Here is a 22,696-nt window from a genome sequence, read left to right as displayed (position 1 = left end):
GGGGAGCGGCCGGGGCGCGACGTAGGCTGACCGTCGTGACAAGTAGTCCCCCCGGCGTCAGCGAGACCGACCTCGGGCGCACACGCCGCGCCCGCAAGATCGGCCGGGTGCTCGCCGAGACGCATCCCGACGCGCACTGCGAACTGGACCACTCAAGCGCGCTGGAGTTGTCCGTCGCCACGATCCTGTCCGCGCAGTGCACGGACAAGAAGGTCAACGAGGTCACTCCGAAACTCTTCGCCCGTTACCCGAGCGCCGCCGCGTACGCCGGGGCCGACCGTGGCGAGATGGAGGAGTTGATCCGGCCCACCGGCTTCTACCGGAACAAGACCGACTCGCTGATCAAGCTCGGTCAGGCTCTCCTCGACCGGTACGACGGCCGCGTCCCCGGCCGGCTCGCCGACCTGGTGACGCTGCCCGGGATCGGCCGGAAGACCGCAAACGTGATCCTCGGCAACGCCTTCGACGTACCCGGCATCACCGTCGACACGCACTTTCAGCGGCTTGTGCATCGCTGGGGGCTGACCAGCGAGACCGACCCGGTCAAGATCGAGCACGCGATCGGCGCGATGTACCCGAAACGCGACTGGACCATGCTGTCGCACCGGATCATCTTCCACGGGCGACGGGTCTGCCATGCCCGCAAGCCCGCCTGCGGCGCGTGCACACTGGCGAAGCTCTGCCCCTCGTACGGCACCGGCCCGACCGAGCCCGCCGCCGCCGCGAAGCTGCTCAAGGGCCCTCGGGCGCGGGACCTGGCGGTGGCCGCCGGGGTCGATCCGGAGCTGGTGCCCGCCCAGGCGATCGCCGCGGAGGTGCCGTGAACCGCCGCCTCGCCCTGGTGATCCTGCCGCTGCTGCTGACCCTCGCCGGCTGCACGAGCGGCGCGGACGACGGCGCTCCGACCCCCAGCCGGGCCGCGGCCGAGCGACCATCGCCGTTCCGGGACTGCTCCACGCTGCGCACACCGCCCAGGGCCACGTCGTCCGGCTCCGCCACGACTGCCGCGCCCGACCCGGCGGCCTCCGCTACCGGTGGGGCCCCCACGGCCGGCGCCGCTGGCGGTAAGGCGCTGCCGGAGCTGACGCTCGCCTGCTTCACCGGCGGTGCCCCCGTCGCCCTGCGGGACGTGGCCGGTCCCGCGGTGATCAACGTGTGGGCCTCCTGGTGCCCGCCATGCCAGAAGGAGCTGCCCGCCTTCCAACGCCTCAGTGAGCGGGCCGCCGGTCAGCTCCAGGTGATCGGGGTCAACAGTCGGGACAGCCGCAGTGCGGCGCAGTCCCTCGGGGAGGACTTCGGCATCCGGTTCCCGATCCTCGTCGACCAGGGTGAGGCCCTGCAACGCCAGCTGGAGCGCAATTTCTTCCCCATGACCATCTTCGTCGACGCCGATGGTCGGGTCCGGCACATCGACGCCAGCGGCGCGCTCGACGACGCCCAACTCGCCGAACTGGTCCGCACGCACCTCGGCCTGACGGTGTCCGCGTGACCCGTCGACCGCCCGAATGGATCGAGCCGCTGCTGACCCGGCTCGGCACCGCCCGCGCCGAGGACTTCACCCGGCTGACCACGCCAGCCGAGGGCGGCCGGGAGAGCGCCGTACTGGTGCTGCTCGGCGAGCAGCCCGGCGTCGGCCCCGACGTGCTGGTCCTGCAACGCGCCGCCACCCTGCGTACGCACGCCGGCCAGCCGGCCTTCCCCGGAGGCGCGGCCGACCCGGAGGACGCCGACGTACGCGCCACCGCGCTGCGCGAGGCCAACGAGGAGGTCGGCCTCGACCCGACAACCGTGACAGTGCTGGCCGAGCTGCCGAAACTGTGGATCCCGGTAAGCGACTTCGTGGTGACCCCGGTGCTGGCCTGGTGGCACGACCCGCACCCGGTGCACCCCCGGGAACCTGCCGAAGTGGCGCACGTGGCCCGCCTGCCGGTGAGCGAGCTTGTCGACCCGGCCAACCGGCTGCGGGTTCGCCACCCGAGCGGCTGGATCGGTCCGGCGTTCTCGGCCCGCGGGATGCTGGTCTGGGGCTTCACCGCAGGGGTGCTGGCCACCCTGTTGGAGATGGGCGGCTGGGCCCGTCCGTGGCCGCGCGACCGGGTGGTGGAGCTGCCGCCGAGCGGGGCAACCCCGGCCCCCTCGGCAGGCACCGACGACGCCGACGAGACTGCCCTGCGCTGACCGCACGTTCACTTTCCGCAAGCGGCGGTCATCCCGTGGGCACACTGCCCGTACGCTTGACCCGTGTCCGTCGTGGATCTGCTGCTGCTCCTGCTCATGCTCCTGTTCGCGATCAGCGGATACCGCCAGGGCTTCGCCATCGGCGTCCTGTCGCTCGCCGGGTTCTTCCTGGGCCTGCTGCTGGGTCTCCAGCTCGGGCCGCTGTTCGCCAAGCAGTTCGTGGAACCGATCACCCGGGTGCTGATCTCGCTGGTGACGATCTTCGGGCTGGCGGTGATCGGGCAGGCGCTCGCCGGTTGGCTCGGCTCGCGCCTACGTAAGACGATCACCAGTGAGGTGGGCAGGCGGGCCGACGACATCGGCGGAGCCGCCGTCTCGCTGCTCGCGGTGCTCCTGTTCGGGTGGCTGATCGCCGTGCCGTTCGGCTCGTCCGAGGTGCCGTGGATCGCCGCCGCGGTGCGCAACAGCGCGCTGATCACCGCGGTGAACCGGGTGCTGCCGAACAAGGCGCAGGATCTCACCACGGCATTGCAGGACACCCTCGGCACCGACGGGTTCCGGGACCCCTTCGGCGGTCTCGCGCCCACCCGGGTCCGGCAGGTCGAGCCGCCCGACCCGGCGCTGGCCGGCTCGCAGGTGGTGGTCAACGGTCAGCGGTCGGTCGTCAAGGTGCTCGGTTCCGCGCCCAGTTGCTCACGCCGCATCGAGGGTTCCGGCTTCGTGTACGCCGACGACCGGGTGATGACAAACGCGCACGTCGTCGCCGGGACCCGCTCGGTCGCCGTGGAGTTGGGCGGCGAGCGGTACGACGGCAAGGTGGTCGTCTACGACCCGGACCGGGACCTGGCCGTGCTGCTCGTACCCGGACTCCCCGGTCCGTCCCTGCGGTTCGCCGCCGGAAACGCGGGCAGCGGCACCGACGCCATAGTGCTCGGGTTCCCGCTCGACGGCCCCTACAACGCGCAGTCGGCCCGGATCCGCGACGTCGACAAGATCAAAGGGCCGGACATCTACTCCGACGGCGACGTCACCCGAGACATCTACACGATCCGGGCGCTGGTCCGCAGCGGTAACTCGGGCGGTCCGCTGCTCTCCGCGAACGGTCTGGTGCTCGGCGTGATCTTCGCGGCGGCGGCGGACGACCCGAACACCGGCTTCGCGGTGACCGCCGCCGAGGCCCGCCCGGTGGCGCTGGCCGGTGCCGAACGTAACCGGCAGGTCGGCACCGGCGAGTGCACCTGAGCGCCGTCCGGAGTCAGTTGGGCGCCGGTGCGGCTTGTCGCGTGCTCGGCAACTTCGCCCGCCCCCACCGCAGCCCGCGGTCCAGCACCGCCCGGGCCATGATCGCGACGCAGGTGCCGCCGTTGAGGAAGGACGCCACCACGTCGCTCGGGTGGTGCATCCCCCGATACAGCCGGGTCAACGCCACCCCCAGCGGCACCACCAGCAGCAGCGTCCACCAGGCGACCCTCGCCCCGGTGCTCCGCGCCCGCAGGGCCATCAGCACGGCGATCCCGACGTAGAGCGCCACCGCCGCCGAGGTGTGACCGGACGGGAAGCTCGAGGTGGGCGGCGAGACATCCATGTGCTCCACCGCCGGCCGCTGCCGGTCGATCACCAGCGTGGTCAGCAGGAACACCAGCGCCTGGGCGGTCACCGCCGCGCACAGGAACAGCGGCTCCCGCCAGCGGTTCAACCAGAGCCGCAACGCCAACGCCACAAGCACGGTGACCACGACGATCATCTGGGTGCTGGCCAGCGTGCTGAACACCAGCGAGACGTCGTTCCAGCCGCCGGTGCGGTCGCCGGCGAGTTCCCGGTTCACCGCGTCCTCGACGGTGAACGGCCAGGTCCGCTCGAAGACCCGGGTGACAAGCACCCCGAGCAGCACCATGACGCCAAACAGGAGGGACACCGGCAGCAGCACCCGCCGGATGATCTGGACCAGGGTGTCGGACATGGGTGGGCCAGTACCCGGTGCGGCTCGCCGGCACGCCTCAGGCCGCGCCAGGTTCCCGCTCGACCTCGGGAGCGACGCCCTCGCGGGCCGGCTGGACGGGCCGCAGGCCGACGTGGGCCCGCCAACTGGTGAACGCGGCGGTGGTCGCCGCGACCACCGCCACGCCGAGCAGCCAGCCGCCGAGCACGTCGCTTGTGAAGTGCACGCCGAGCGCCACCCGGCTCAACCCCGTCACCACGGTGAGCAGCAGCGCGGCGACCCAGAGCGCGACCCGCGCCAGCCCTCGGCCCACGTATGGCAGGAACACCAGCAGCAGCACCCCCGCCGTCAGGGTGGCGTTGAGCGCGTGACCGGAGGGGAACGAATAGCCGGCCGCCCGAGCCACCGGATCCAGCAACTCCGGCCGGTCCCGCCCGACGAGCAGCTTGAGCAACGGACCGAACAACCCACCCACCACCATCGTGGTGGTCACCCAGAGTGCCAGCCGGCGGGCTCCCCGGCGCAGCAGCCAGATCACCACGAGCAGGGCGACAGCCCGCAGCGGCATGGGCGCGAACACCTCACTCCAGATCCGCATCAGCGCGACCCAGGCCGGGTGCTGCACGGCGTAGCCGTGCAAGGCCCCGGTGACCGCCGTGTCCAGTCGGTGCAGCGGCGCCCAGGCGCCGAGCACCAACAACGCGAGCAGCGCGAAGGGCACAAGCACCAGGAACGCCGCCGTCGTGGCCAGGGTCAGCCGCAGCCCGAGCGCATGGTCCGGGTCGACTCGGCGGTGCCGCCAGGACGAGTGCCGGGCGGTGCCGAGGGTACGTGGACCAGACGCGCTCATGCGAACGGTTCTACCCCACCGGTCGGCCGGTCAGGCCTGCCGGGACGCCTCGATCATCGGGACCGCTGGCGGAACCGGCGCACCAGCAGGGTTGCGCCGCCGGTCAGGGCGACGAGAAGCACGAACCCGGTCCACAACTGCGCTGGCGCCGACGTGTCCTCGCCACCAGCCGCCCGGGCCGTCCACCGGCTCTGTTGACGAGGAGCGGCGAGACCGAGCGGATCGGCGCCGGCACCGGCCATCGAGTCGTCAGCCGAGCCGGGCGCCGGGCCGAAACCGGTGACCCCCGGGGACGTCTGATCGTCAAGCGGGTTCGCGGTCACCGGCGGCACCTCGGCGGTCAACGCGGCCACCGGGTCGACCATGCCGTACCCGAAGCGGTCGTCCCGTCCGGTCGGCCCGAGGTCCCGGGCGGTGGCCAGCAAGCGGTTGACCACCTCACCCGCGGACATCTGCGGGTAGCGGGACCGGACCAGCGCGGCGGTGGCCGCCACCAGCGGCGCGGCGAAGCTGGTGCCCTGCACCCGCCAGTATCCGTTCGGAGATTTGGCGCCGACCAGCCCGGTGGCGGGGGCGCTGAGCACCGTCGCCCGGCCGGTGATCGACCCGGACCACAGGTCTTCGCTGTTGCGCTCCAGGCCGGCGACCGCGATCACCCCGGGCTCGCGCGCCGGGTACCACACCTTGGGGCTGTTGGAGGTGGCCAGGTTGCCGGTGCAGGCGACCACCACGACGTCCCGGACGAACGCGTAGTCCAGGGCCGCCGCCAGGGCGGGGCTGTCGCCGCTGCCGCCCAGCGACAGGTTGATCACGCGGGCGCCGTGGTCGACCGCCCAACGGACCCCCTGGGCCACGATCAACGCGTCGTCGTAGCGGTTGTCCTCGTCGAGCACCCGGACCGGCAGGATCCGCGCGTCCGGCGCGAGGCCGACCACGCCCCGCTTGTCGTCCTTGCGCCCGGCGATCAGGCCGGCGACGGTCGTGCCGTGCCCCACCGGATCGGGGCCCGCACCCCCGCCCGAGCCGACCAGATCCTGACCGGGCAGCACCTGGCCGACCAGGTCCGGGTGACTGCCGTCCACCCCGGAGTCGATCACCGCGACGGTCACGCCCCGGCCGGTCGAGCTGCGCCAGGCCGTCTCGGCCCGCAACTCGTCGAGCTGCCACTGCTCGTCGCGGACCTGATCGGTGCGCGCGACAGCGTCGCCGGGGGCGAACACCGTCGGCCCGCCGGCCAACTGCCCACCACGGCTCGGCCCGGCGACAGGCACGGCCGCCGCCGTCGGCGCGACGACGGTGAGCGCCGCGGCCACACCGAGCAGCGCCCGGACGGTCGCCCGTCGGGCCGCCGACGGACCGCTGTGCCGCACCCCTGTCACATCCCCAGCCATTCATCCCGACGGAACCATGACGATCGGAGATTACCGGTTTCCTCACCCGTCACGGGAGGAACTGGCGAGTCAGGTCATTGTGGCGGCAGTTGGGCGAGCTGCACGAGGCGTACGCCCTCCCGCCGGGTGGCCAACCGACCACGCCCCGGCGGCAGCGGACCCGGCCGCACCGGTCCGACGAGCGCCCCCTCCTCCGGGCTGCCCGTCATCACCAGACCGGCGGTGGACAGCTCCCGCAGCCGCTGCACGATCGGCTCGTACTGGGCCCGGCCCGCGCCACCGGATCGGCGGGCCAGCACCAGGTGCAACCCGACGTCGCGGGCGTGCGGCAGGTGCTCCTCCAGGGCCCGCAGCGGGTTGGCCGGCCCGGCCGCCACCAGGTCGTAGTCGTCGACAAGCACGAACAGCTCCGGCCCGGACCACCAGGAGCGGTCCCGTAGCTGCTGCGGGGTGACCTCCGGCCCCGGGGCCCGCCGCTCCAGGTAACCGGCGGCCGACTCGACCAGGTCGGCGGTGTGCGCCGCGGCGGTGCCGTACCCGATCAGGTGCGGCGTCTCGATGGCGCCGAGCAGGCTGCGCCGGTAGTCGACAAGGATCACCCGGGCCTGCTCGGGAGTGAACCGGGTGATGATCGAGGTGGCCAGCGCGCGCAGGAACGACGACTTGCCGCACTCCGAGTCCCCGAAGACCACGAAGTGTGGCTCGGTGGCGAAGTCGAGCAGCACCGGGCGCAGGTCCGCCTCCGCGATCCCGATCGGCAGCCGCAGCCCGGTCGCCGCGGCCAGGTCCAGCTCGGCATACGGCAGCACCTGCGGGAGCAGCCGCACCCGGGGCGCCGACGGGCCACCCCAACTGCCGGCGACCCGTTTGACCAGATCGGCGGTGTCCCCGTCGTCGGCGAGCTGCGGCAGCGCGGTGAGGAAGTGCAGGCCCTCCGCGGTCACCCCCCGACCGGCGCGCTCCGGCACGTTCGCGGCCGCCCGCCGGGCCACCAGCGAGTCGGACGGGTCACCGAGGCGCAGCTCCAGCCGGGAGCCGAACAGGTCCCGGATCGCCGGCCGGAAGTCCAGCCAGCGCAGCGCGGTGGCGACAACGTGCAGCCCGTACGACAGGCCCCGGGTGGCCAGGTCGGTGACAAGCGGTTCCAGGTCGTCGTACTCGCCCCGGACCGTGCTCCAACCGTCGATCACCAGGAACACGTCACCGAACGGGTCAGCGCCCGGCTGACCGCTGGTAACCGTCGTGGCCCGCCGCTGCCGGTACCCGGCCATCGACTCCACACCCAGCTCGGCGAAGCGGCGTTCCCGATCGGCGAGCAGGGTGCTCATCTCACCGACGGTGCGCCGGACGGCCGTCGGGTCGGCCCGACCGGTCACCCCACCCACGTGCGGCAGGTCGCGCAGCGCGGCCAACCCGCCGCCGCCGAAGTCGAGACAGTAGACCTGCACCTCGGCCGGGGTGTGGGTGAGCGCCAACGCACAGATCAGCGTACGCAGCACCGTGGACTTGCCGCTCTGCGGCGCACCGACCACCGCGACGTGCCCGGCGGCCCCGTCCAGCGCCAGCCAGAGCAGGTCCCGACGTTGCTCCAACGGCTTGTCCACCACCGCCAGCGGCACCCCCAGCGCGCCGTGCAGCTCCGGGTTGCCCACTGTGAGCCCGCGCGTCGGGTCCACCTCGACCGGGCCGAGTAGCTCGTCCAGGGCCGGTGGCGGACCGAGCGGCGGGAGCCAGACCTGGTGCGCCGGCGGGCCCTGCCCGACGAGCCGGTCCACCAGCAGGTCGAGCAGCGTCTCCCGGCCCTCCTCCTCCGCCACGACAGGCACGGCCGGGGTTGCCGGCTCGGGCACCGGCACCACGTGCGTGGTGAAGGTGAGCAGCCGGGCACCACCGTCGGCGGGGGCGCCTGCCGGCAGCACCCGACGCCGGACGGCACCGGAGACGTACGCGGCCTTGAACCGGGCCAGCGGGTCCGTGCCGGCGCGCAGGTAGCCGTGACCCGGTGAGCGGGGCAGCTCGTGGGCGTCGGCCACCCCGAGCACGGTGCGCGATTCCAGCGCGGAGAAGGTACGCAACCCGATCCGGTAGGACAGGTGGGTGTCCAGCCCGCGGAGCCGTCCCTCCTCCAGCCGCTGGCTGGCGAGCAGCAGATGCACGCCGAGCGACCGACCCAACCTGCCGATCTGCACGAACAGGTCGATGAAGTCGGGTTTGGCGGAGAGCAGTTCGGAGAACTCGTCGCAGATCAGCAGCAGCGACGGCAGCGGGGCCAGCGGGCTGCCGGCCGCCCGGGCCCGCTCGTAGTCGCGCACGCTCGCGAAGTTGCCGGCTCGGCGCAGCAGCTCCTGGCGGCGGACCAGCTCCCCGTTTATCGCATCGACCATCCGGTCGACAAGGGGCAACGCGTCGGCCAGGTTCGTGATCACCGCCGCGGTGTGCGGTAGCCGGTCGAACGAGGCGAAGGTGGCGCCGCCCTTGAAGTCGACGAGCACGAAGTTGAGCTGCTCGGAGCTGTGCGTGACGGCGAGCCCCAGCACCAGCGTGCGGAGCAGTTCGGACTTGCCGGAGCCGGTCGCCCCGATGAGCAGGCCGTGCGGGCCCATCCCGTCCTGGGCGGACTCCTTGAGGTCCAGCTCGATGGCGCCGCCGTCCGTGCCGACCCCGATCGGCACCCGCAGCCGGTCGCGTGCCGAGCGCGGCAGCCAGCCCTGCTCAGCGGTGAAGCTCTCCGGGTCGCCGAGCCCGAGCAGCTCGGGCAGGCCCAGGTCGGCCTGGAACGGGGCGTCCGGTCCGCGGGCCGCGCCGGCGAGCCGCAGCGGCGCCAACCGTCGGGCCACCGCCTCGGCGTCGGCGAGGTCGAGCTGGTCGGCGGTGCCCACCTCGGCATGCCCGTCGGACGACAGCGAGTGCAGTCGCCGGCCGTGCAACTCCAGCAGCAGCGCGTACCGGTCGAGCAGCCGGGGTGGCGGAGTGTCCAGGTCCAGCACGGTGACCGCGTCGATGCCGCCGTCACCGGTCAGGTCGCTGGCACCGGTGAGGTCGCCGCCATCGAGGACCACCACCACGTGCGGCCCGTCGGTGGCCGGGCCGGCCGGGCTGAACCGCGACCGGCTGGCCAGCACGTCGGCGAGCAGCCGTTCCAACTCGGCGGCGGAGCTGGTGACCAGCCGGACCGGACCGAGCGCGTCGGTGCGGCCGGGATGGTGGGCGTGCGGGAGCCATTTCACCCACTCCCAGCAGGCCCTGCGTTCGGGTCCGGCGCAGACCGCGACGAGCAGCTCGTCCGGGGCGTGGAAGACCGCGAGTTGGGTGAGCACCGCCCGGACCAGCGCCTGCGCCGCCGGGTCGCCACTGGTCGGCCCACCGGTGGTCGGGGTGCCACCTCCGGCCCGGCCGGCGGGCCGGACGTGCACCCGGGCGAAGCTGCGCAGCGACAGGGCCACCGGCAGGTCCGGCACCACGGAGTACGCGTCCAGAAAACGGCGCAGCGCCCCCGCCGTCATCGGCTCCAGCTCCTCCAGCGGCCGGGTGACAGGTGGCACGAGCGGAGTGGCCAGGGTCTGTGGACCGACGGCCACCCGCACCACCGCGAAGTCCGGGTCGGCGGGGCGTCGTTCCCAGACCCGGTGACTGTCCACGGTTGACCAGAGCCCGCCCGGGTTCGGGTGCCGGTAGTAGAGCCCGGCCCGCTGCTGTCCCGCGGTCCGGCGGACCCGCCGCCGCAACGTGGCCAGGTGGCGTAGGTACTCCCGCCGGGCGGCCATCATCTCGGACTTCTTCGGCGTGCCGGATGCGCTGCCCCAGGAGGTCACCAGCATCGCCAGCGAGGAGAGCCCGAACATCCCACCCACCACGTACGAGTAGGCGCCACCGCCCCGGCCGAACATCATCGCCATCGCCACGGTGCCGCCGAGCATGGGCAGCAGCATGAGCATCTGCTGCCACCGCCCGCCGGCGACCACGGGGATCTCCGGTGGTGCCTCGACCGGCAGTTCGCCGGCGGGGATCTCCGGTGCCGGTCGACGTGGCGGACGCTTGATGACGACTGTCGACACTCGGCCTCCTGACAGCGCTGGGTAACCCGAGCCGGACTCATGGTAGGTAAAGTCCTGTCGTCCGCGCAGCCTCCGATTCCAGTCGATATGGAGACCAGTCGATGACTACCGGTCTGGCCCGCGTCACGATCAGCGCGCCGCAACGACGGGTGGACGTCGCCCTGCCGGAGCAGGTGCCCCTGGCCGAGCTGCTGCCCGACGTGCTCCGGCACGCCGGCGTCGGGCTGGCCGACGATGGCGAGCAGCACGGCGGCTGGGTGCTGCGCCGCACCGACGGCGCGCTGCTGACGACCGCTCAGGCGCTGCTGTCCCAGGGGGTCCGTGACGGTGAGGTGCTGCACCTCGTGCCGGCCCGCGCCCACTGGCCCGAGCTGGAGTACGACGACGTGGTCGAGGCGATCGCCGACGGTGCCCGCCGCCGCGGTGGCGCCTGGTCGCCCACCGCCACCCGGGCCGCCGGGCTGGCCGGTGCGGCGGTGCCACTCACCGTCGGGCTGCTCGCCCTGCTCGCCGGCGGCCCGACGTACCGGGCTGGTTGGCTGGCGGCTGCGGTGGTGGCGCTGCTGCTCACCGTGGCCGGCACGGTCGCCTCACGCGCCAACGGCGACGGTGCCGCCGGGGCGACCCTCGGTGGCTACGCGCTGCCGTACGCGTTCACGGCCGGCGCCCTCGCGGTCGGCTCCGGCGACCCGGTAGGCCCGTTCGGGCCGGTCCGCTGGGTGGGCGCGCCCGAGCTGCTGGCCGGCTCGGTGGCGCTGTCACTGGTGGCGCTGATCGGCCTGCTCGGGGTGGCCAGCCGGCTGCGGGTCTTCGTGGCCGGTGTCACGGTCGGCCTGGTCGGCGCCGGGGCGGCGCTCGGTGGGCTGCTGCTGACCCCGGCCGGCACGGCGGCGGTGCTGCTCAGCGCACTTGTCTTCGCCGTCGGGGTGATTCCACTGCTGGCCATCCGGCTGGGCAAGCTGCCGCTGCCGCCGATCACCCTGCCGACCCCGGCAGCCACCGAGGGGCCGGAGCGGGCCCGGGATCTGCCGGACCGCAGTCGGGTGCACGCCGCGGTGACCCGCACCGAGGAGGTGCTCACCGGAATGTTGATCGGACACGCCCTGCTGGCGGTGGCCGCCGCGGTCGTCCTCGGGGTCGCCGGTGCGACGGCCGGTCGGGTGCTGCTGGCGGTCACCTCGGCGGTGCTGCTGCTGCGGTCGCGGCTGTTCGTGGCGTTGCGACACCGGGTCCCGACGGTGCTGGCCGGGCTGGCCGGCTACACCGTGCTGGGCGCGGTGCTTGTCGGCCGGGCCGACGACGTCGGGCGGTTGGCGCTGGTCCTGGGCGGTGCGGCGGTGGCCCTGGTGGCCGCTGCCAGCGGCACCGGATACGCCCGCCGGCCGGTCTCGCCGTACCTCGGGAGGGTCGCGGACCTCACCGACACGGCCCTGGCGGTCGCCGTGGTGCCGATCGCCTGTGCGGTGCTCGACCTGTACGACCGGGCCCGAGGGCTGCTCGGTTGAGCGGCCCCCGGGCCCGGTGCGTGAGTGGTCGTCAGTGGGCGGATTCGCCGCGCGCCTCGGCGTCCCTGGCCCGCTGGTAGGAGGCGTGGATCTCGGCCTCGGCCTCGGTGCGGCCGACCCAGGTCGCGCCCTCCACCGACTTGCCGGGCTCCAGGTCCTTGTACACCTCGAAGAAGTGCTGGATCTCCAGCCGGTCGAACTCGCCGAGGTGGTGGATGTCGCGCAGGTGCTCCTGGCGAGGGTCCTCGTAGGGCACGCAGAGGACCTTGTCGTCCCCGCCCTTCTCGTCGGTCATCCGGAACATGCCGATGGTGCGGCAGCGGATCAGGCAGCCCGGGAAGGTCGGCTCGGGGACCAGCACCAGGGCGTCGAGCGGATCGCCGTCCTCGCCCAGAGTGCCCTCGATGAACCCGTAGTCGGCCGGGTACTGGGTCGAGGTGAAGAGGGTGCGGTCCAGCCGGATCCGGCCGGTCTTGTGGTCCACCTCGTACTTGTTCCGGTGACCTTTGGGGATCTCAACCGTCACGTCGAAATCCATCTGCACGCTCCCTCGTCTGCCCACGCTGGCTAACGGAACCACTGGCGGCCCCTCCGGACAGGTGAATGCCCACCCGCCGACTCCGGCCGCCGCATAGTCTTCGGACCGAAGTAGTGTCACCCAAGCTGATTTTCGCTGGGGGAGGAGGGGGTCGTGGGGAGGGAAGATTCACACTACCGCCCGGACGGGGGCTCGGCGCACGGTACCGGACGATCCGGCTCCGGTGGCGCCACGGGTCGGGTTCCGGTGCCCGAGGCCCACCTGCCACGGGCTCCCGAGCCAGGGACGCCGGCAGCTGAGGTGAACCCACCCCTGCCCTGGCGTCCGCCGACCGGCCCGGTCCCGCCCAGCCCGAACAACGGTCGCTTCCCGGCGCTCGGCGGTGATCGGCCGACGAGCGGCCCGCCGCGCGGCAGCGCGTCGGTGCCGGTGAGCCCGGCCCCGCCCGGCCCGGTCCCGCCCGGCCCGACCTCGGGCGGCCCGTCGCGGGGCAGCGCGTCGGTGCCGGTGAGCCCGGTCCCTCCCGGCCCGTGGCCCGTTCCGACCGCCGCCCCCGGTGGCGTCCCACCGCTGGGTCCGCCGATCTCGGCGCTGCCGTCACCGGCCGGTGACGCGCCGGCACCCACGCCGGACGCGCCGCCTCGTCGGCGGCTGCCGGTGGTGCTGGCCGTCGTGCTGCTGCTGGTGCTCGCCGGCGTCGGGGTGGTCGTCGTCCGGCCCGGCCCGGTCGCGGGATGGCTCGGCGACGACGCCGGATCCGCACCGAACGCCGCTGGCGTGACCCCGGACCCGGTCCCGTCGGACGTGCTTCCCGGCCCGGACCCGAACGCCCCGGTCCCCACCCCGGACGGGGTTCGTGCCGCGCTCGACCCGCTTGTCGGGGTCGCCGCCCTGGGCGATCGGGTCAACGTCTCGGTGGCCGATGTCATCTCCGGTCAGACGCTGTTCGACAAGGGGGCGGACGACGGCACCGTGCCCGCTTCGGTGACCAAACTGGCGACCGCGGTGACGGCACTTGCCGCCCGGGGGCCCGGCTACCGGATTCCCACTCGCGCGGTGGCCGGTACGAAGGCCGGCGAGGTAGTGATCATCGGTGGTGGCGATCCCACCCTCGCGATCAACAAGAAGGGCTACTACCCGGGCGCGGCCCGACTCGACGAGTTGGCCGCCCAGGTGCGTACCGCGCTCGGCGGCACCAGCCCGACCAGCGTCACCGTCGACGGCTCGGTCTACTCCGGCCCGGTCTACGGCCCGGGCTGGGACGACGACATCCCCACCGGCGGGTCTGGTGGCGCGGTGACGGCGTTGATGACCGACGGCGGTCGCCGGGACCCGAGCGTCCCGCACGGGGCCGCGGCGCGGTTCGCCGAGCCGGACCTGGCCGCCGGCAAGGCGTTCGCCCGGCTGCTCGGCGTGCCGAGCGAGGCGGTGAAGCGTGGCACGGCACCGGCTCCCGCCGCCGCCGGTGGCTCCCCGGCGCCGGGCACCGAGCTGGGCGTGGTGCAGTCTCCGCCGATGATCCGGCTGGTCGACATCATGATCAGCGAGAGCGACAACCTGGTGGCTGAGGCGCTGGCCCGTCAGGTCGCGATGGCCCGCAACCAGCCGGCCTCGTTCGACGGCGGGGCTGCCGCGATGGACGCGGAGGTGGCCGAGCTGGGCCTACCCGCCGACGAGATCACCCTCTCCGACGGCAGTGGGCTGTCCCGCAACAATCGGATCAGCCCGTCGTTGCTCACCGACCTGATCCGACTGGCAGCCAGCCCGGACCATCCGGAGTTGGCCGGGGTCTTCGGCGGCCTGCCGGTGGGCGGCTGGTCCGGGACCCTGGACGAGCGCTACCGCACCGCCGCCGGCACCGCCGCCGGGGCGGGCAGCGTCCGGGCGAAGACCGGCACCCTCACCGCTGTGCACTCGATTGCGGGCCTGGTCACCACCGCCGACGGTCGGCTACTCACCTTCGCGGTGCTCACGGATCGGGTGCCCGGTGGGAAGGAAACCGCCCAACCGGCGCTGGATCGGATCACCGCCGCATTGGCTGGCTGCGGCTGCCGCTGACCGTCACCGGCTCGGGCACTGCGGCCCCGGACCGGAGCCGCCAGCGCCGTCGATCGGCAACGCGAGCCCGGGCCGGGGTGTCGCGGCGCGGGTACGGTGGGTCCATGGCGCAGTTCGTGGACTGGGATCTGGCCGCCGCCACCGCGGGGGCGTTGAGCAAGTCGGGCCCTCGGGTGTCGTATGCCGAGGCCACCGACGTGGTCGGCGACCTGCGTCGGCTTACCGACGAGGCGGCCGGGCACGTGGCCGACTACACGGGGTTGCGGGCGCAGGTGGCGCATCCGCCGGTCCGGGTGGTCGACCGGCGCGACTGGGCCGCGACCAACATCGCCGGCCTCCGCGAGGTGATCACCCCGCTGGTGAGCCGGCTGTCCGGCGACAAGCAGTCGAGCGCGTTGACCGAGGCGGTCGGGTCCCGGCTGACCGGGGTGCAGGCCGGCACCGTGCTGGCCTACCTCTCCGGTCGGGTGCTCGGGCAGTACGAGGTCTTCTCGGCCGACCCGGGCCAACTGCTGCTCGTCGCGCCGAACATCGTCGAGGTGGAGCGCAAGCTCGGTGCGGACCCGCGGGACTTCCGGCTCTGGGTGTGCCTGCACGAGGTCACCCACCGGACGCAGTTCACCGCCGTCCCGTGGATGCGGGCCTATTTCCTCGGCGAGGTGCAGGCGTTCGTCGACGCCTCGTCCAGCGGCAGCGAGCATCTCGTCGAGCGGCTGCGGCGCGGGGTGGCCACGCTGTCCGAGGCGGTCCGTGACCCGGAGAGCCGCACCAGCGTGCTGGACATCGTGCAGACTCCGGCGCAGCGGGCGGTGCTCGACCGGCTCACCGCGTTGATGACCCTGCTGGAGGGGCACGCCGAGTTCGTGATGGACGGCGTCGGTCCGCAGGTGATTCCGAGCGTGGAGCGGATTCGGGCGTCGTTCAACAGGCGCCGCGAAGCGGGCAACCCGCTGGAGAAGGCGATCCGCCGGCTGCTCGGCGTGGACGTCAAGATGCGCCAGTACGCCGAGGGGCGCAAGTTCGTGCACGGTGTGGTGGAGCGGGTCGGCATGGAGGGGTTCAACTCGATCTTCAACTCGCCGCTCACGCTGCCCCGGCTGTCCGAGCTGGCCGACCCGGATGCCTGGGTGGCCCGGGTGCACGGCCCGGCCGGCACCATTCCGGCCGCTGGCTGACCGCCCGCCGGTGGCCGCGCTCGCTCCGCCGGTGGCCGCGATCCGGGTGGCGGTCCGGCGCACCCTGACCCGGCTGCCGCCCGGTGGGCCGGTGCTTGTCGCCTGTTCCGGGGGCGCCGACTCGCTCGCCCTCGCGGCGGCCACCGCGTTCGTGGCGCCTCGACTGGGCCGCGCCGCCGTGCTTGTCACAGTCGACCACGGTCTGCAGGACGGCTCCGCGGAGCGTGCCGAGGCGGTGGCCAGTTGGGCGGGCGGTTTCGGGTTCGCGTCGACGACAGTGGTGCGGGTGGAGGTGGCTGGGCGTCCAGGCGGGCCGGAGGCGGCCGCCCGGGAGGCCCGTTACCAGGCGTTGGCCGAGGCGGCCCGGCAGCAGCACGCGGTAGCGGTGCTGACCGGGCACACCCGCGACGACCAGGCGGAGACGGTGCTGCTCGCGCTCGCCCGGGGGGCTGGGCCACGCGGGCTGGCCGGGATGCCGGCACGGCGGGATCTGCACGGGGTGCCGCTGCTGCGTCCGCTGCTGGAGATCGGTCGGGAGCAGACGCGCGCCGCCTGCGCCGTGCTCGGGTTGAGCCCGTGGCAGGACCCGCACAACAGCGATCCGTCGTACGCCCGCTCCCGGGTTCGGGTCGACCTGCTGCCAGCGCTGGTCCGGGCGCTCGGGCCCGGAGTGGTGGACAACCTCGCGCGTACCGCAGGTCTGGTGGCGGCCGACAACGCCGCGCTCGACGAGTTCGCGGCGGCGGCGCTGGCGGCGGCGCGGTGCCCCGAAGGGGGGCTCTCGGTGCCGGCGCTCAGCGGTCTGCACCCCGCGGTGCGGGGCCGGGTGCTGCACACCTGGGCGCGGGAGTTGGGTGCCCGGCCCGGAGCGTTGTCGCACCGGCACGTCAACGCGCTGGACGCGCTGGTCACCGCCTGGCACGGCCAGGGGCCGACCGACCTGCCCGGGGGTGTCCGGGTGCTCCGTCGCGCCGACCGGTTGACGCCCGTCCGGTCGGCGTGAGAATGCCGTTCACGCGCTGTGTGTCCGGTCCCGGAAAGTGCTCCGGTAGTTGTGCGGGGTGGCGCCGACCCGGCGGCTGAAGTGGTGGCGTAGCGCCGCGGCGTCGCCGAAGCCGGCCTGGTCGGCGACGGCCTCCACGCTCAACGGGGTCTCCTCGAGCAGCCGCCGGGCGAGCAGCACCCGCTGGTTGGTGAGCCAGTCGTGCGGGGTGGTGCCGGTCTCGGCGCGGAACCGGCGGGCGAATGTGCGGGGTGCCATGCCGGCTCGGGCGGCCAACTCCTCCACCGTGGTGGTCCGGTCCAGGTGGCCCATCAGCCACTCCAGCACCGGTTCCAGGGTGGGCGCCTCGGGCGCCTTCGGGATGGGCGCCTCCACGTACTGGGACTGGCCGCCGTCGCGGTGCGGCGGGACCACCATCCGCCGGGCCAGTCGGGTCGCGGTGGCCGAGCCGTGCTCCTGGCGGATCAGGTGCAGGCAGGCGTCGATGCCGGCCGCCGTGCCGGCGCTGGTGAGCAGCCGACCGTCCTGGACGTAGAGCGAGTTGCAGCGCACCCGGGCGCGTGGGTGCCGGCGTTGCAGCTCGTCCACGTACCGCCAGTGGGTGGTGCATTCCCGGTCGTCGAGCAGGCCGGCCTCGCCGAGCAGGAAGGCGCCCGAGCAGACGCTCAACAGGTGTGCGCCGCGGGCGTCGGCCCGCCGCAGCGCGTCCAGCACCGGGGCGGGAACTGTGGTGCCCTGGCTGTGCGCGGGGATGGCCACCAGGTCCGCCTCGTCGACCGGGCCGAGGTCGGCGTGCGGGGTGAGGTGGAAACCGGATGAGGTACGCACCGGAGCGCCGTCGGGGCTGCACACCTGGAAGCGGTAGCCGGGGAAACCGTCGGCGGTGCGGTCGGTGCCGAACACCTCGGCGAGCACGCCGAGCTCGAAGGGGGCCACCTGGTCGAGGGCGAGGACGGCGATTGACCGGAGCATGTGACGAGGGTAACCCGGCAGGTGGCAGTAAATCGATGACCAATGGCATTCCTGCCACTGTCCGGGTCGAGCGGAGAGTCGCAGACTGGTCTCAGTCCGGTGCGCACCGGCGGCGAAACCGACAGCAATCATGCGAAAGTGAGCGCCGCCATGGAGTTCCTGCTCTTTCTCCTTCTCCTCGTCCTGCTCGTCGCCGCCTCGGCGGCCGGCCTGACCGTCGACAGCCACGATTCGGCGGACTGGAAGCCCAGTGACGATGGCCGTCGCTGGCGGTCCCGTACCAACTGATGTGATTAGCGTCTTTTGTCCAGAAAAACCCCGGCGGGACCGCGCCAAAAGGTGCGGCCCCGCCGACGGAGGCCATCAGACGTACGGCAGGCTAGGAGTCATGGCTGACGGCTCCTGGTACGACGCCGACATCGACCACGTGATCATCTCCGAGGCGCAGATTCGCGAGAAGACTGCGGAGCTGGCCAAGCAGGTCTCCGCCGACTACTCGCACGTCACCGACGGGTTGCTGCTCGTGTGCGTGCTCAAGGGCGCGGTGATGTTCATGGCGGACTTCGCCCGGGCGCTGGGCCGCAATGGCCCCCCGGCCGAACTCGACTTCATGGCCATCTCCTCCTACGGCCAGGGCACCACCTCGTCCGGGGTGGTCCGCATCCTCAAGGACCTGGACCGGGACATCGCCGGCCGGCACGTGGTGGTCGTCGAGGACATCGTCGACTCCGGGCTCACGCTCTCCTGGCTGCTGCGCTACCTGGAGTCGCGCTCGGCGGCGAGCGTGGAGGTAGTCGCGCTGTTCCGCAAGCCGGACGCGGTAAAGGTGCCGGTTCCGGTCAAGTACGTCGGCTTCGACATCCCCACCGAGTTCGTGGTCGGCTACGGCCTGGACTTCGGTGAGCGCTACCGGGAGCTGCCGTACGTCGGGGTGCTCAAGCCCGAGGTCTACGCGCGCTCCTGACCCCGGTGTCGACCCGCCGGGGCGGTCCCGCAGTGGCGTGAGGTCGACTCGCATCGGCTTTCATCGAGCCGACGTTCAGCGCGCTCTCAGCTGTTGCGGTTACCGTGGACCCGGTGGCCCGGAGGTTACTCCGCGCCCGACCCCCTCGCCCGAGTGATCGGGCCGTCGGTTGGCCGGGCCGGACTCCCCGCCACGCCAGGTTTCCACCCGGACCCGCCGTACGCGGGTCGCGGTGCTGGTGGGCCTGCCCACGGTGCGCGCCATCGATATGAAAGGTGCGCCCAGTGCGGGGCTCGCGAGCTCGCTCCTCGCGTACACGGTGTACCGTCGAATGACCGCGGCGCGGCAGTTTTCGCGTCTCGGGGTCGAGGCCGCCCCGCATGGCAGCTCCGACCGCCGCTCACCGCGGCGACACCAATCAGATGGTCAGGACGTCGATCAGGAGGATGCGGGCGCTCCGGCGCTCGACAACAGTATGGAACGTACGCGTTTCTTCCGCCGACCGGTGGTCTGGATCATCCTGGTCATCCTCGGCGCAGTTGTGCTCAGTCAGCTGTTCACCGCTGGTCCCAGCTACCACCGCGTGGACACTTCCGTTGCGCTCGATCAGCTCCACACCGCCAAGATCAACAAGGTGGTCTTCCAGGACAAGGAGCAGACGCTCCAGCTGGACCTGGCCGAGAAGACCAAGTTCGGCAAGACCGAGACCAACAAGATCGAGGCTCAGTTCCCGTACCAGGCCGGTGACGAGATCTGGAACGAGGTGCTGGACGCCAAGGCGGCCAACCGGGTCACCGGCCCGGCCGACGCCAAGGTCTCGTCGGACAGCATCTGGGTGAGCCTGCTCGTCAACCTGCTGCCGATCGCGTTGCTCGTCCTCCTGCTGCTGTTCTTCATGTCGCAGATGCAGGGCGGCGGCTCCCGGGTGCTCAACTTCGGCAAGTCCAAGGCGAAGATGATCACCAAGGACACTCCGAAGACGACCTTCGCGGACGTCGCGGGTGCCGAGGAGGCAGTCGAAGAGCTGCACGAGATCAAGGACTTCCTCCAGAACCCGGCCAAGTACCAGGCCCTGGGCGCCAAGATCCCCAAGGGTGTGCTGCTCTTCGGCCCGCCCGGAACGGGCAAGACGCTGCTGGCCCGCGCCGTCGCCGGTGAGGCCGGGGTGCCGTTCTACTCCATCTCCGGCTCTGACTTCGTGGAGATGTTCGTCGGTGTCGGCGCCAGCCGGGTCCGCGACCTCTTCGAGCAGGCCAAGACGAACGCCCCGGCGATCGTCTTCGTCGACGAGATCGACGCCGTCGGTCGACACCGTGGCGCCGGCATGGGCGGCGGTCACGACGAGCGCGAGCAGACGCTCAATCAGCTGCTCGTCGAGATGGACGGCTTCGACACCAAGGGCGGCGTCATCCTGATCGCGGCCACCAACCGGCCGGACATCCTCGACCCGGCGCTGCTGCGCCCGGGCCGGTTCGACAGGCAGATCCCGGTGGACGCCCCCGACATGGAGGGCCGCAAGGCCATCCTGCGGGTGCACGCCAAGGGCAAGCCGTTCACCCCCGACGTCGACCTCGACTCGGTGGCCCGGCGTACCCCCGGCTTCAGCGGCGCCGACCTGGCCAACGTGATCAACGAGTCGGCCCTGCTCACCGCCCGCAAGGACCAGCGGGCGATCAGCAACGACTCGCTCGAAGAGTCGATCGACCGGGTGATCGCTGGTCCGCAGCGACGGACCCGGGTGATGAGCGACCAGGAAAAGAAGATCACCGCGTACCACGAGGCTGGGCACGCGCTTGTCGCCTGGGCACTGCCGCACGCCGCCCCGGTGCACAAGGTGACGATCCTGTCCCGTGGTCGCTCGCTGGGCCACACCCTGGTGCTCCCCACCGAGGACAAGTACACCCAGACCCGCGCCGAGATGATCGACACCCTGGCGTACGCGCTGGGCGGTCGGGCCGCCGAGGAGCTGGTCTTCCACGAGCCCACCACCGGTGCCGGCAACGACATCGAGAAGGCCACCCAACTGGCCCGCGCGATGATCACCCAGTACGGCATGAGCTCGAAACTCGGTGCCATCAAGTACGGCACCAGCGGAGACGAGCCGTTCCTCGGCCGCAACATGGGCCACGAGCGGGACTACTCGGACGCGGTGGCCGCCGAGATCGACGGCGAGATGCGAGCCCTCGTCGAGCTGGCGCACGACGAGGCCTGGGAGATCCTGGTGGAATACCGGGACGTCCTGGACAACATCGTGCTCGAGCTGATCGAGAAGGAAACCCTCTCCACCGCCGACATGGCGCGGATCGGTTCCCGGGTGGTCAAGCGTCCGCCGCTGGCGCCCTACAACGGCTTCGGTAAGCGCCAGCCCTCCACCGAGCCGCCCGTGCTCACCCCTGCGGAGAAGGACAAGCTCAAGGCGCAGGCCCAGGCCGACGGCGCGCAGGCGTCAGTCGGTGGCGGGACGCCGTCCAACAACTCGGACGGCACGCACTGAGCAACGACCCGACGGCCAGCTCCCCCCACCGGGAGCTGGCCGTCTCCGCGACCGAACCCGACGGCGACGACGGGCTCGACTACGTCGCCGCCCGCCTGATCAGCGGTAGGTTGACCGGTCGCCCGGTCGAGGACGCCGTCGACCTGGGCCGGATCGAGAAGGCCGTCCGCGAGATCCTGATCGCCGTCGGCGAGGACCCGGACCGCGACGGACTCCAGCAGACCCCGGCCCGGGTCGCCCGCGCGTACGCCGAACTCTTCGCCGGCCTGCGGGTCGACCCCACCCAGGTGCTCAGCACCACCTTCGAGGCCAACCACGAAGAGCTGGTCATCGTCCGGGACATCGACGTGATGAGCCTCTGCGAGCACCACCTGCTGCCGTTCCGCGGCAGCGCGCACATCGGTTACATCCCCGGGCCGGACGGACGGATCACCGGACTGTCCAAGCTGGCCCGACTGGTCGAGGTCTTCGCCCGCCGACCCCAGGTGCAGGAACGGCTCACCTCACAGGTCGCCGACCTGCTGATGAGCAAACTCGCCCCGCGCGGCGTCGTCGTGGTGCTTGAGTGCGAGCACATGTGCATGGCGATGCGCGGCATCCAAAAATCCGGTGCCAAGACCATCACGTCAGCGGTGCGCGGCATCCTGCAGACGGACTCCAAGTCCCGTGCCGAGGCAATGGCGCTGATCATCCCGCGCTGACCGTCCGACGCACCGGCCGGCCGACCCTGCGGGGCTGGCCGGCCGTTGCCATTCCGCCCGATCGGCTCCTCTGCCCATCGCCGGCCAGGCAGGTCAGCCGGCCGTTGCCTTTCCTGCCGCTCGGCTCTTCTGCCCATCGCCGGCCGGGCAGGTCAGCCGGCGAGCAGGACCAGCAGCAGGCCCGCCGTCACCAGCACCGCCGGCACCAGGCACACGAGCGCTCCGAAACGCACAGTGCGGTCCAGTCGCTCGGTGGGGCTCACCCGGAACAACCGCCCGATCCCCACCCAACCGGCGACGAGCGCGACCGCGGGCATCGGCAGCCCGCAGATCAACGCGGCCACACTTGCCGCCCCCACCCCCGTCGCCGCCCAGACCGCGACCTGGATCAGCGGTACCACAAGCGCCAACGGCCCGTACACCAGCAGGTTGCGCACCCGCGCCGGCCACGACGCCGGCCGGAACCGGCGCCGCGCCGCCAGGGCCGCGTCCGCCGCCTCGGCCCGACCCCGCGCGACCCGTAGCGCCGCCAGCACGGCCGCCGGACCGCCCGCCATCGACCGGGATGCCTCGGTCAGCTCCGGAGGCGACGGCACCAGGGAGATCGCTGGTACGCCCAACTCGCGCAGCCGTTCCTGCTGGCTCGCCAGCCCGGTACGGACCATCATCAGCTCCTCCCGGGCGGTCTCCGCCGACCGGGCCTGCTCACCGGCGGCCGCAGCCGCACTGCGGCGTACCCCGTCCAGTTGGCGGGCCGCGGCCAGGTATTCCGCCCACGCCGACCCCTGCTCGCCCGCCGGCTGGGTGGCGTCCCCAGCCGTCGCGGCGACCCGCTGCCGGCCCGGCCCGGTCACCGTCGCCTCCGGACTCATC

Annotated in this window: 19 protein-coding genes; 12 read left to right on the top strand and 7 right to left on the bottom strand. The window is 72.6% G+C overall.

Going from position 1 to position 22,696, the window contains the following annotated elements; genetic code table 11:
• The first annotated feature begins 35 nt into the window (after window positions 1-35).
• The 4 genes from nth to AB0B86_RS19225 all read left to right on the top strand — a co-directional run bounded on the left by nth (window position 36) and on the right by AB0B86_RS19225 (window position 3,420).
• A complete protein-coding gene (nth, locus tag AB0B86_RS19240; RefSeq protein WP_357403977.1) occupies window positions 36-824 on the top strand; it encodes an endonuclease III in 789 nt (262 codons plus the stop codon).
• Window positions 821-1,489: a TlpA disulfide reductase family protein gene (locus AB0B86_RS19235; RefSeq protein ID WP_357403979.1), complete on the top strand. Its 669-nt coding sequence runs from the start codon at window positions 821-823 to the stop codon at window positions 1,487-1,489. The genes nth and AB0B86_RS19235 overlap by 4 nt, the downstream gene beginning before the upstream one ends.
• Window positions 1,486-2,178, top strand: coding sequence for a CoA pyrophosphatase (locus AB0B86_RS19230; RefSeq protein WP_357403981.1), 693 nt, complete (start codon window positions 1,486-1,488; stop codon window positions 2,176-2,178). Before AB0B86_RS19235 ends, AB0B86_RS19230 begins: the two co-directional genes overlap by 4 nt.
• A 63-nt stretch (window positions 2,179-2,241) precedes the next feature.
• Window positions 2,242-3,420, top strand: a complete 1,179-nt coding sequence (locus AB0B86_RS19225) for a MarP family serine protease (RefSeq protein WP_357403983.1) — start codon at window positions 2,242-2,244, stop codon at window positions 3,418-3,420.
• A 13-nt stretch (window positions 3,421-3,433) separates the two neighbouring features.
• Here the strand turns inward: AB0B86_RS19225 and AB0B86_RS19220 are convergent, their stop codons facing one another.
• The 4 genes from AB0B86_RS19220 to eccCa form a co-directional block, all read right to left on the bottom strand.
• On the bottom strand, window positions 3,434-4,138 hold the full coding sequence (locus AB0B86_RS19220; RefSeq protein ID WP_357403986.1) for a phosphatase PAP2 family protein: 705 nt from the start codon (window positions 4,136-4,138) through the stop codon (window positions 3,434-3,436).
• A 37-nt stretch (window positions 4,139-4,175) separates the two neighbouring features.
• The gene (locus AB0B86_RS19215; protein WP_357403988.1) at window positions 4,176-4,967 is read right to left on the bottom strand and encodes a phosphatase PAP2 family protein; all 792 of its coding nucleotides are present in this window, start codon (window positions 4,965-4,967) and stop codon (window positions 4,176-4,178) included.
• Window positions 4,968-5,020: 53 nt separating this feature from the next.
• On the bottom strand, window positions 5,021-6,358 hold the full coding sequence (gene mycP / locus AB0B86_RS19210) for a type VII secretion-associated serine protease mycosin (protein ID WP_357403990.1): 1,338 nt from the start codon (window positions 6,356-6,358) through the stop codon (window positions 5,021-5,023).
• A gap of 74 nt (window positions 6,359-6,432) precedes the next feature.
• The gene (gene eccCa / locus AB0B86_RS19205; RefSeq protein ID WP_357418820.1) at window positions 6,433-10,413 is read right to left on the bottom strand and encodes a type VII secretion protein EccCa; all 3,981 of its coding nucleotides are present in this window, start codon (window positions 10,411-10,413) and stop codon (window positions 6,433-6,435) included.
• Window positions 10,414-10,514: 101 nt separating this feature from the next.
• On the opposite strand from eccCa, the gene eccD reads away from it, so the two are divergent.
• The gene (gene eccD, locus AB0B86_RS19200) at window positions 10,515-11,918 is read left to right on the top strand and encodes a type VII secretion integral membrane protein EccD (protein ID WP_357403994.1); all 1,404 of its coding nucleotides are present in this window, start codon (window positions 10,515-10,517) and stop codon (window positions 11,916-11,918) included.
• A gap of 31 nt (window positions 11,919-11,949) precedes the next feature.
• On the opposite strand, the gene AB0B86_RS19195 is transcribed toward eccD, so the two are convergent.
• A complete protein-coding gene (locus AB0B86_RS19195) occupies window positions 11,950-12,456 on the bottom strand; it encodes an inorganic diphosphatase (protein ID WP_109816465.1) in 507 nt (168 codons plus the stop codon).
• 591 nt (window positions 12,457-13,047) lie between these two features.
• Between AB0B86_RS19195 and dacB the strand changes: the two genes are divergently transcribed.
• The 3 genes from dacB to tilS all read left to right on the top strand — a co-directional run bounded on the left by dacB (window position 13,048) and on the right by tilS (window position 16,692).
• Window positions 13,048-14,514, top strand: coding sequence for a D-alanyl-D-alanine carboxypeptidase/D-alanyl-D-alanine-endopeptidase (dacB, locus tag AB0B86_RS19190; protein ID WP_357404154.1), 1,467 nt, complete (start codon window positions 13,048-13,050; stop codon window positions 14,512-14,514).
• 104 nt (window positions 14,515-14,618) lie between these two features.
• The gene (locus tag AB0B86_RS19185) at window positions 14,619-15,689 is read left to right on the top strand and encodes a zinc-dependent metalloprotease (protein ID WP_357418818.1); all 1,071 of its coding nucleotides are present in this window, start codon (window positions 14,619-14,621) and stop codon (window positions 15,687-15,689) included.
• Window positions 15,690-15,699: 10 nt separating this feature from the next.
• On the top strand, window positions 15,700-16,692 hold the full coding sequence (gene tilS / locus AB0B86_RS19180; RefSeq protein ID WP_357418816.1) for a tRNA lysidine(34) synthetase TilS: 993 nt from the start codon (window positions 15,700-15,702) through the stop codon (window positions 16,690-16,692).
• Window positions 16,693-16,701: 9 nt separating this feature from the next.
• On the opposite strand, the gene AB0B86_RS19175 is transcribed toward tilS, so the two are convergent.
• Complete coding sequence (locus tag AB0B86_RS19175) at window positions 16,702-17,664, bottom strand: helix-turn-helix domain-containing protein (protein ID WP_357404000.1); 963 nt, start codon at window positions 17,662-17,664, stop codon at window positions 16,702-16,704.
• Window positions 17,665-17,802: 138 nt separating this feature from the next.
• On the opposite strand from AB0B86_RS19175, the gene AB0B86_RS19170 reads away from it, so the two are divergent.
• From AB0B86_RS19170 to folE, 4 genes are all read left to right on the top strand, one after another.
• On the top strand, window positions 17,803-17,952 hold the full coding sequence (locus AB0B86_RS19170; RefSeq protein WP_357404162.1) for a hypothetical protein: 150 nt from the start codon (window positions 17,803-17,805) through the stop codon (window positions 17,950-17,952).
• A 100-nt stretch (window positions 17,953-18,052) separates the two neighbouring features.
• Entirely contained in the window at window positions 18,053-18,628 is a 576-nt protein-coding gene (gene hpt, locus AB0B86_RS19165; RefSeq protein WP_179781302.1) for a hypoxanthine phosphoribosyltransferase, read from the top strand.
• Window positions 18,629-19,103: 475 nt separating this feature from the next.
• Window positions 19,104-21,122, top strand: coding sequence for an ATP-dependent zinc metalloprotease FtsH (gene ftsH, locus AB0B86_RS19160; RefSeq protein WP_357404002.1), 2,019 nt, complete (start codon window positions 19,104-19,106; stop codon window positions 21,120-21,122).
• Window positions 21,123-21,157: 35 nt separating this feature from the next.
• Window positions 21,158-21,823, top strand: a complete 666-nt coding sequence (gene folE / locus AB0B86_RS19155) for a GTP cyclohydrolase I FolE (RefSeq protein ID WP_357404156.1) — start codon at window positions 21,158-21,160, stop codon at window positions 21,821-21,823.
• A 152-nt stretch (window positions 21,824-21,975) separates the two neighbouring features.
• Here the strand turns inward: folE and AB0B86_RS19150 are convergent, their stop codons facing one another.
• A complete protein-coding gene (locus AB0B86_RS19150; RefSeq protein WP_357418813.1) occupies window positions 21,976-22,695 on the bottom strand; it encodes a hypothetical protein in 720 nt (239 codons plus the stop codon).
• Window position 22,696 lies beyond the last annotated feature (1 nt).

Origin of the sequence: Micromonospora sp. NPDC049047 (genome assembly GCF_040649135.1) — a bacterium.
Taxonomy (GTDB): Bacteria; Actinomycetota; Actinomycetes; order Mycobacteriales; family Micromonosporaceae; genus Micromonospora.
Note: the sequence above shows the minus strand (reverse complement) of the source record. Positions and strands in the feature narration are given on the sequence as shown.

Bases quoted from the DNA above. Each gene is read 5' to 3' on its own strand.
- AB0B86_RS19220 (WP_357403986.1), bottom strand. From the start codon at position 4,138: ATGTCCGACACCCTGGTCCAGATCATCCGGCGGGTGCTGCTGCCGGTG.
- AB0B86_RS19215 (WP_357403988.1), bottom strand. From the start codon at position 4,967: ATGAGCGCGTCTGGTCCACGTACCCTCGGCACCGCCCGGCACTCGTCC.
- mycP (WP_357403990.1), bottom strand. From the start codon at position 6,358: ATGGCTGGGGATGTGACAGGGGTGCGGCACAGCGGTCCGTCGGCGGCC.
- eccD (WP_357403994.1), top strand. From the start codon at position 10,515: ATGACTACCGGTCTGGCCCGCGTCACGATCAGCGCGCCGCAACGACGG.
- AB0B86_RS19195 (WP_109816465.1), bottom strand. From the start codon at position 12,456: ATGGATTTCGACGTGACGGTTGAGATCCCCAAAGGTCACCGGAACAAG.
- AB0B86_RS19185 (WP_357418818.1), top strand. From the start codon at position 14,619: ATGGCGCAGTTCGTGGACTGGGATCTGGCCGCCGCCACCGCGGGGGCG.
- AB0B86_RS19175 (WP_357404000.1), bottom strand. From the start codon at position 17,664: ATGCTCCGGTCAATCGCCGTCCTCGCCCTCGACCAGGTGGCCCCCTTC.
- hpt (WP_179781302.1), top strand. From the start codon at position 18,053: ATGGCTGACGGCTCCTGGTACGACGCCGACATCGACCACGTGATCATC.
- ftsH (WP_357404002.1), top strand. From the start codon at position 19,104: ATGGAACGTACGCGTTTCTTCCGCCGACCGGTGGTCTGGATCATCCTG.
- AB0B86_RS19150 (WP_357418813.1), bottom strand. From the start codon at position 22,695: ATGAGTCCGGAGGCGACGGTGACCGGGCCGGGCCGGCAGCGGGTCGCC.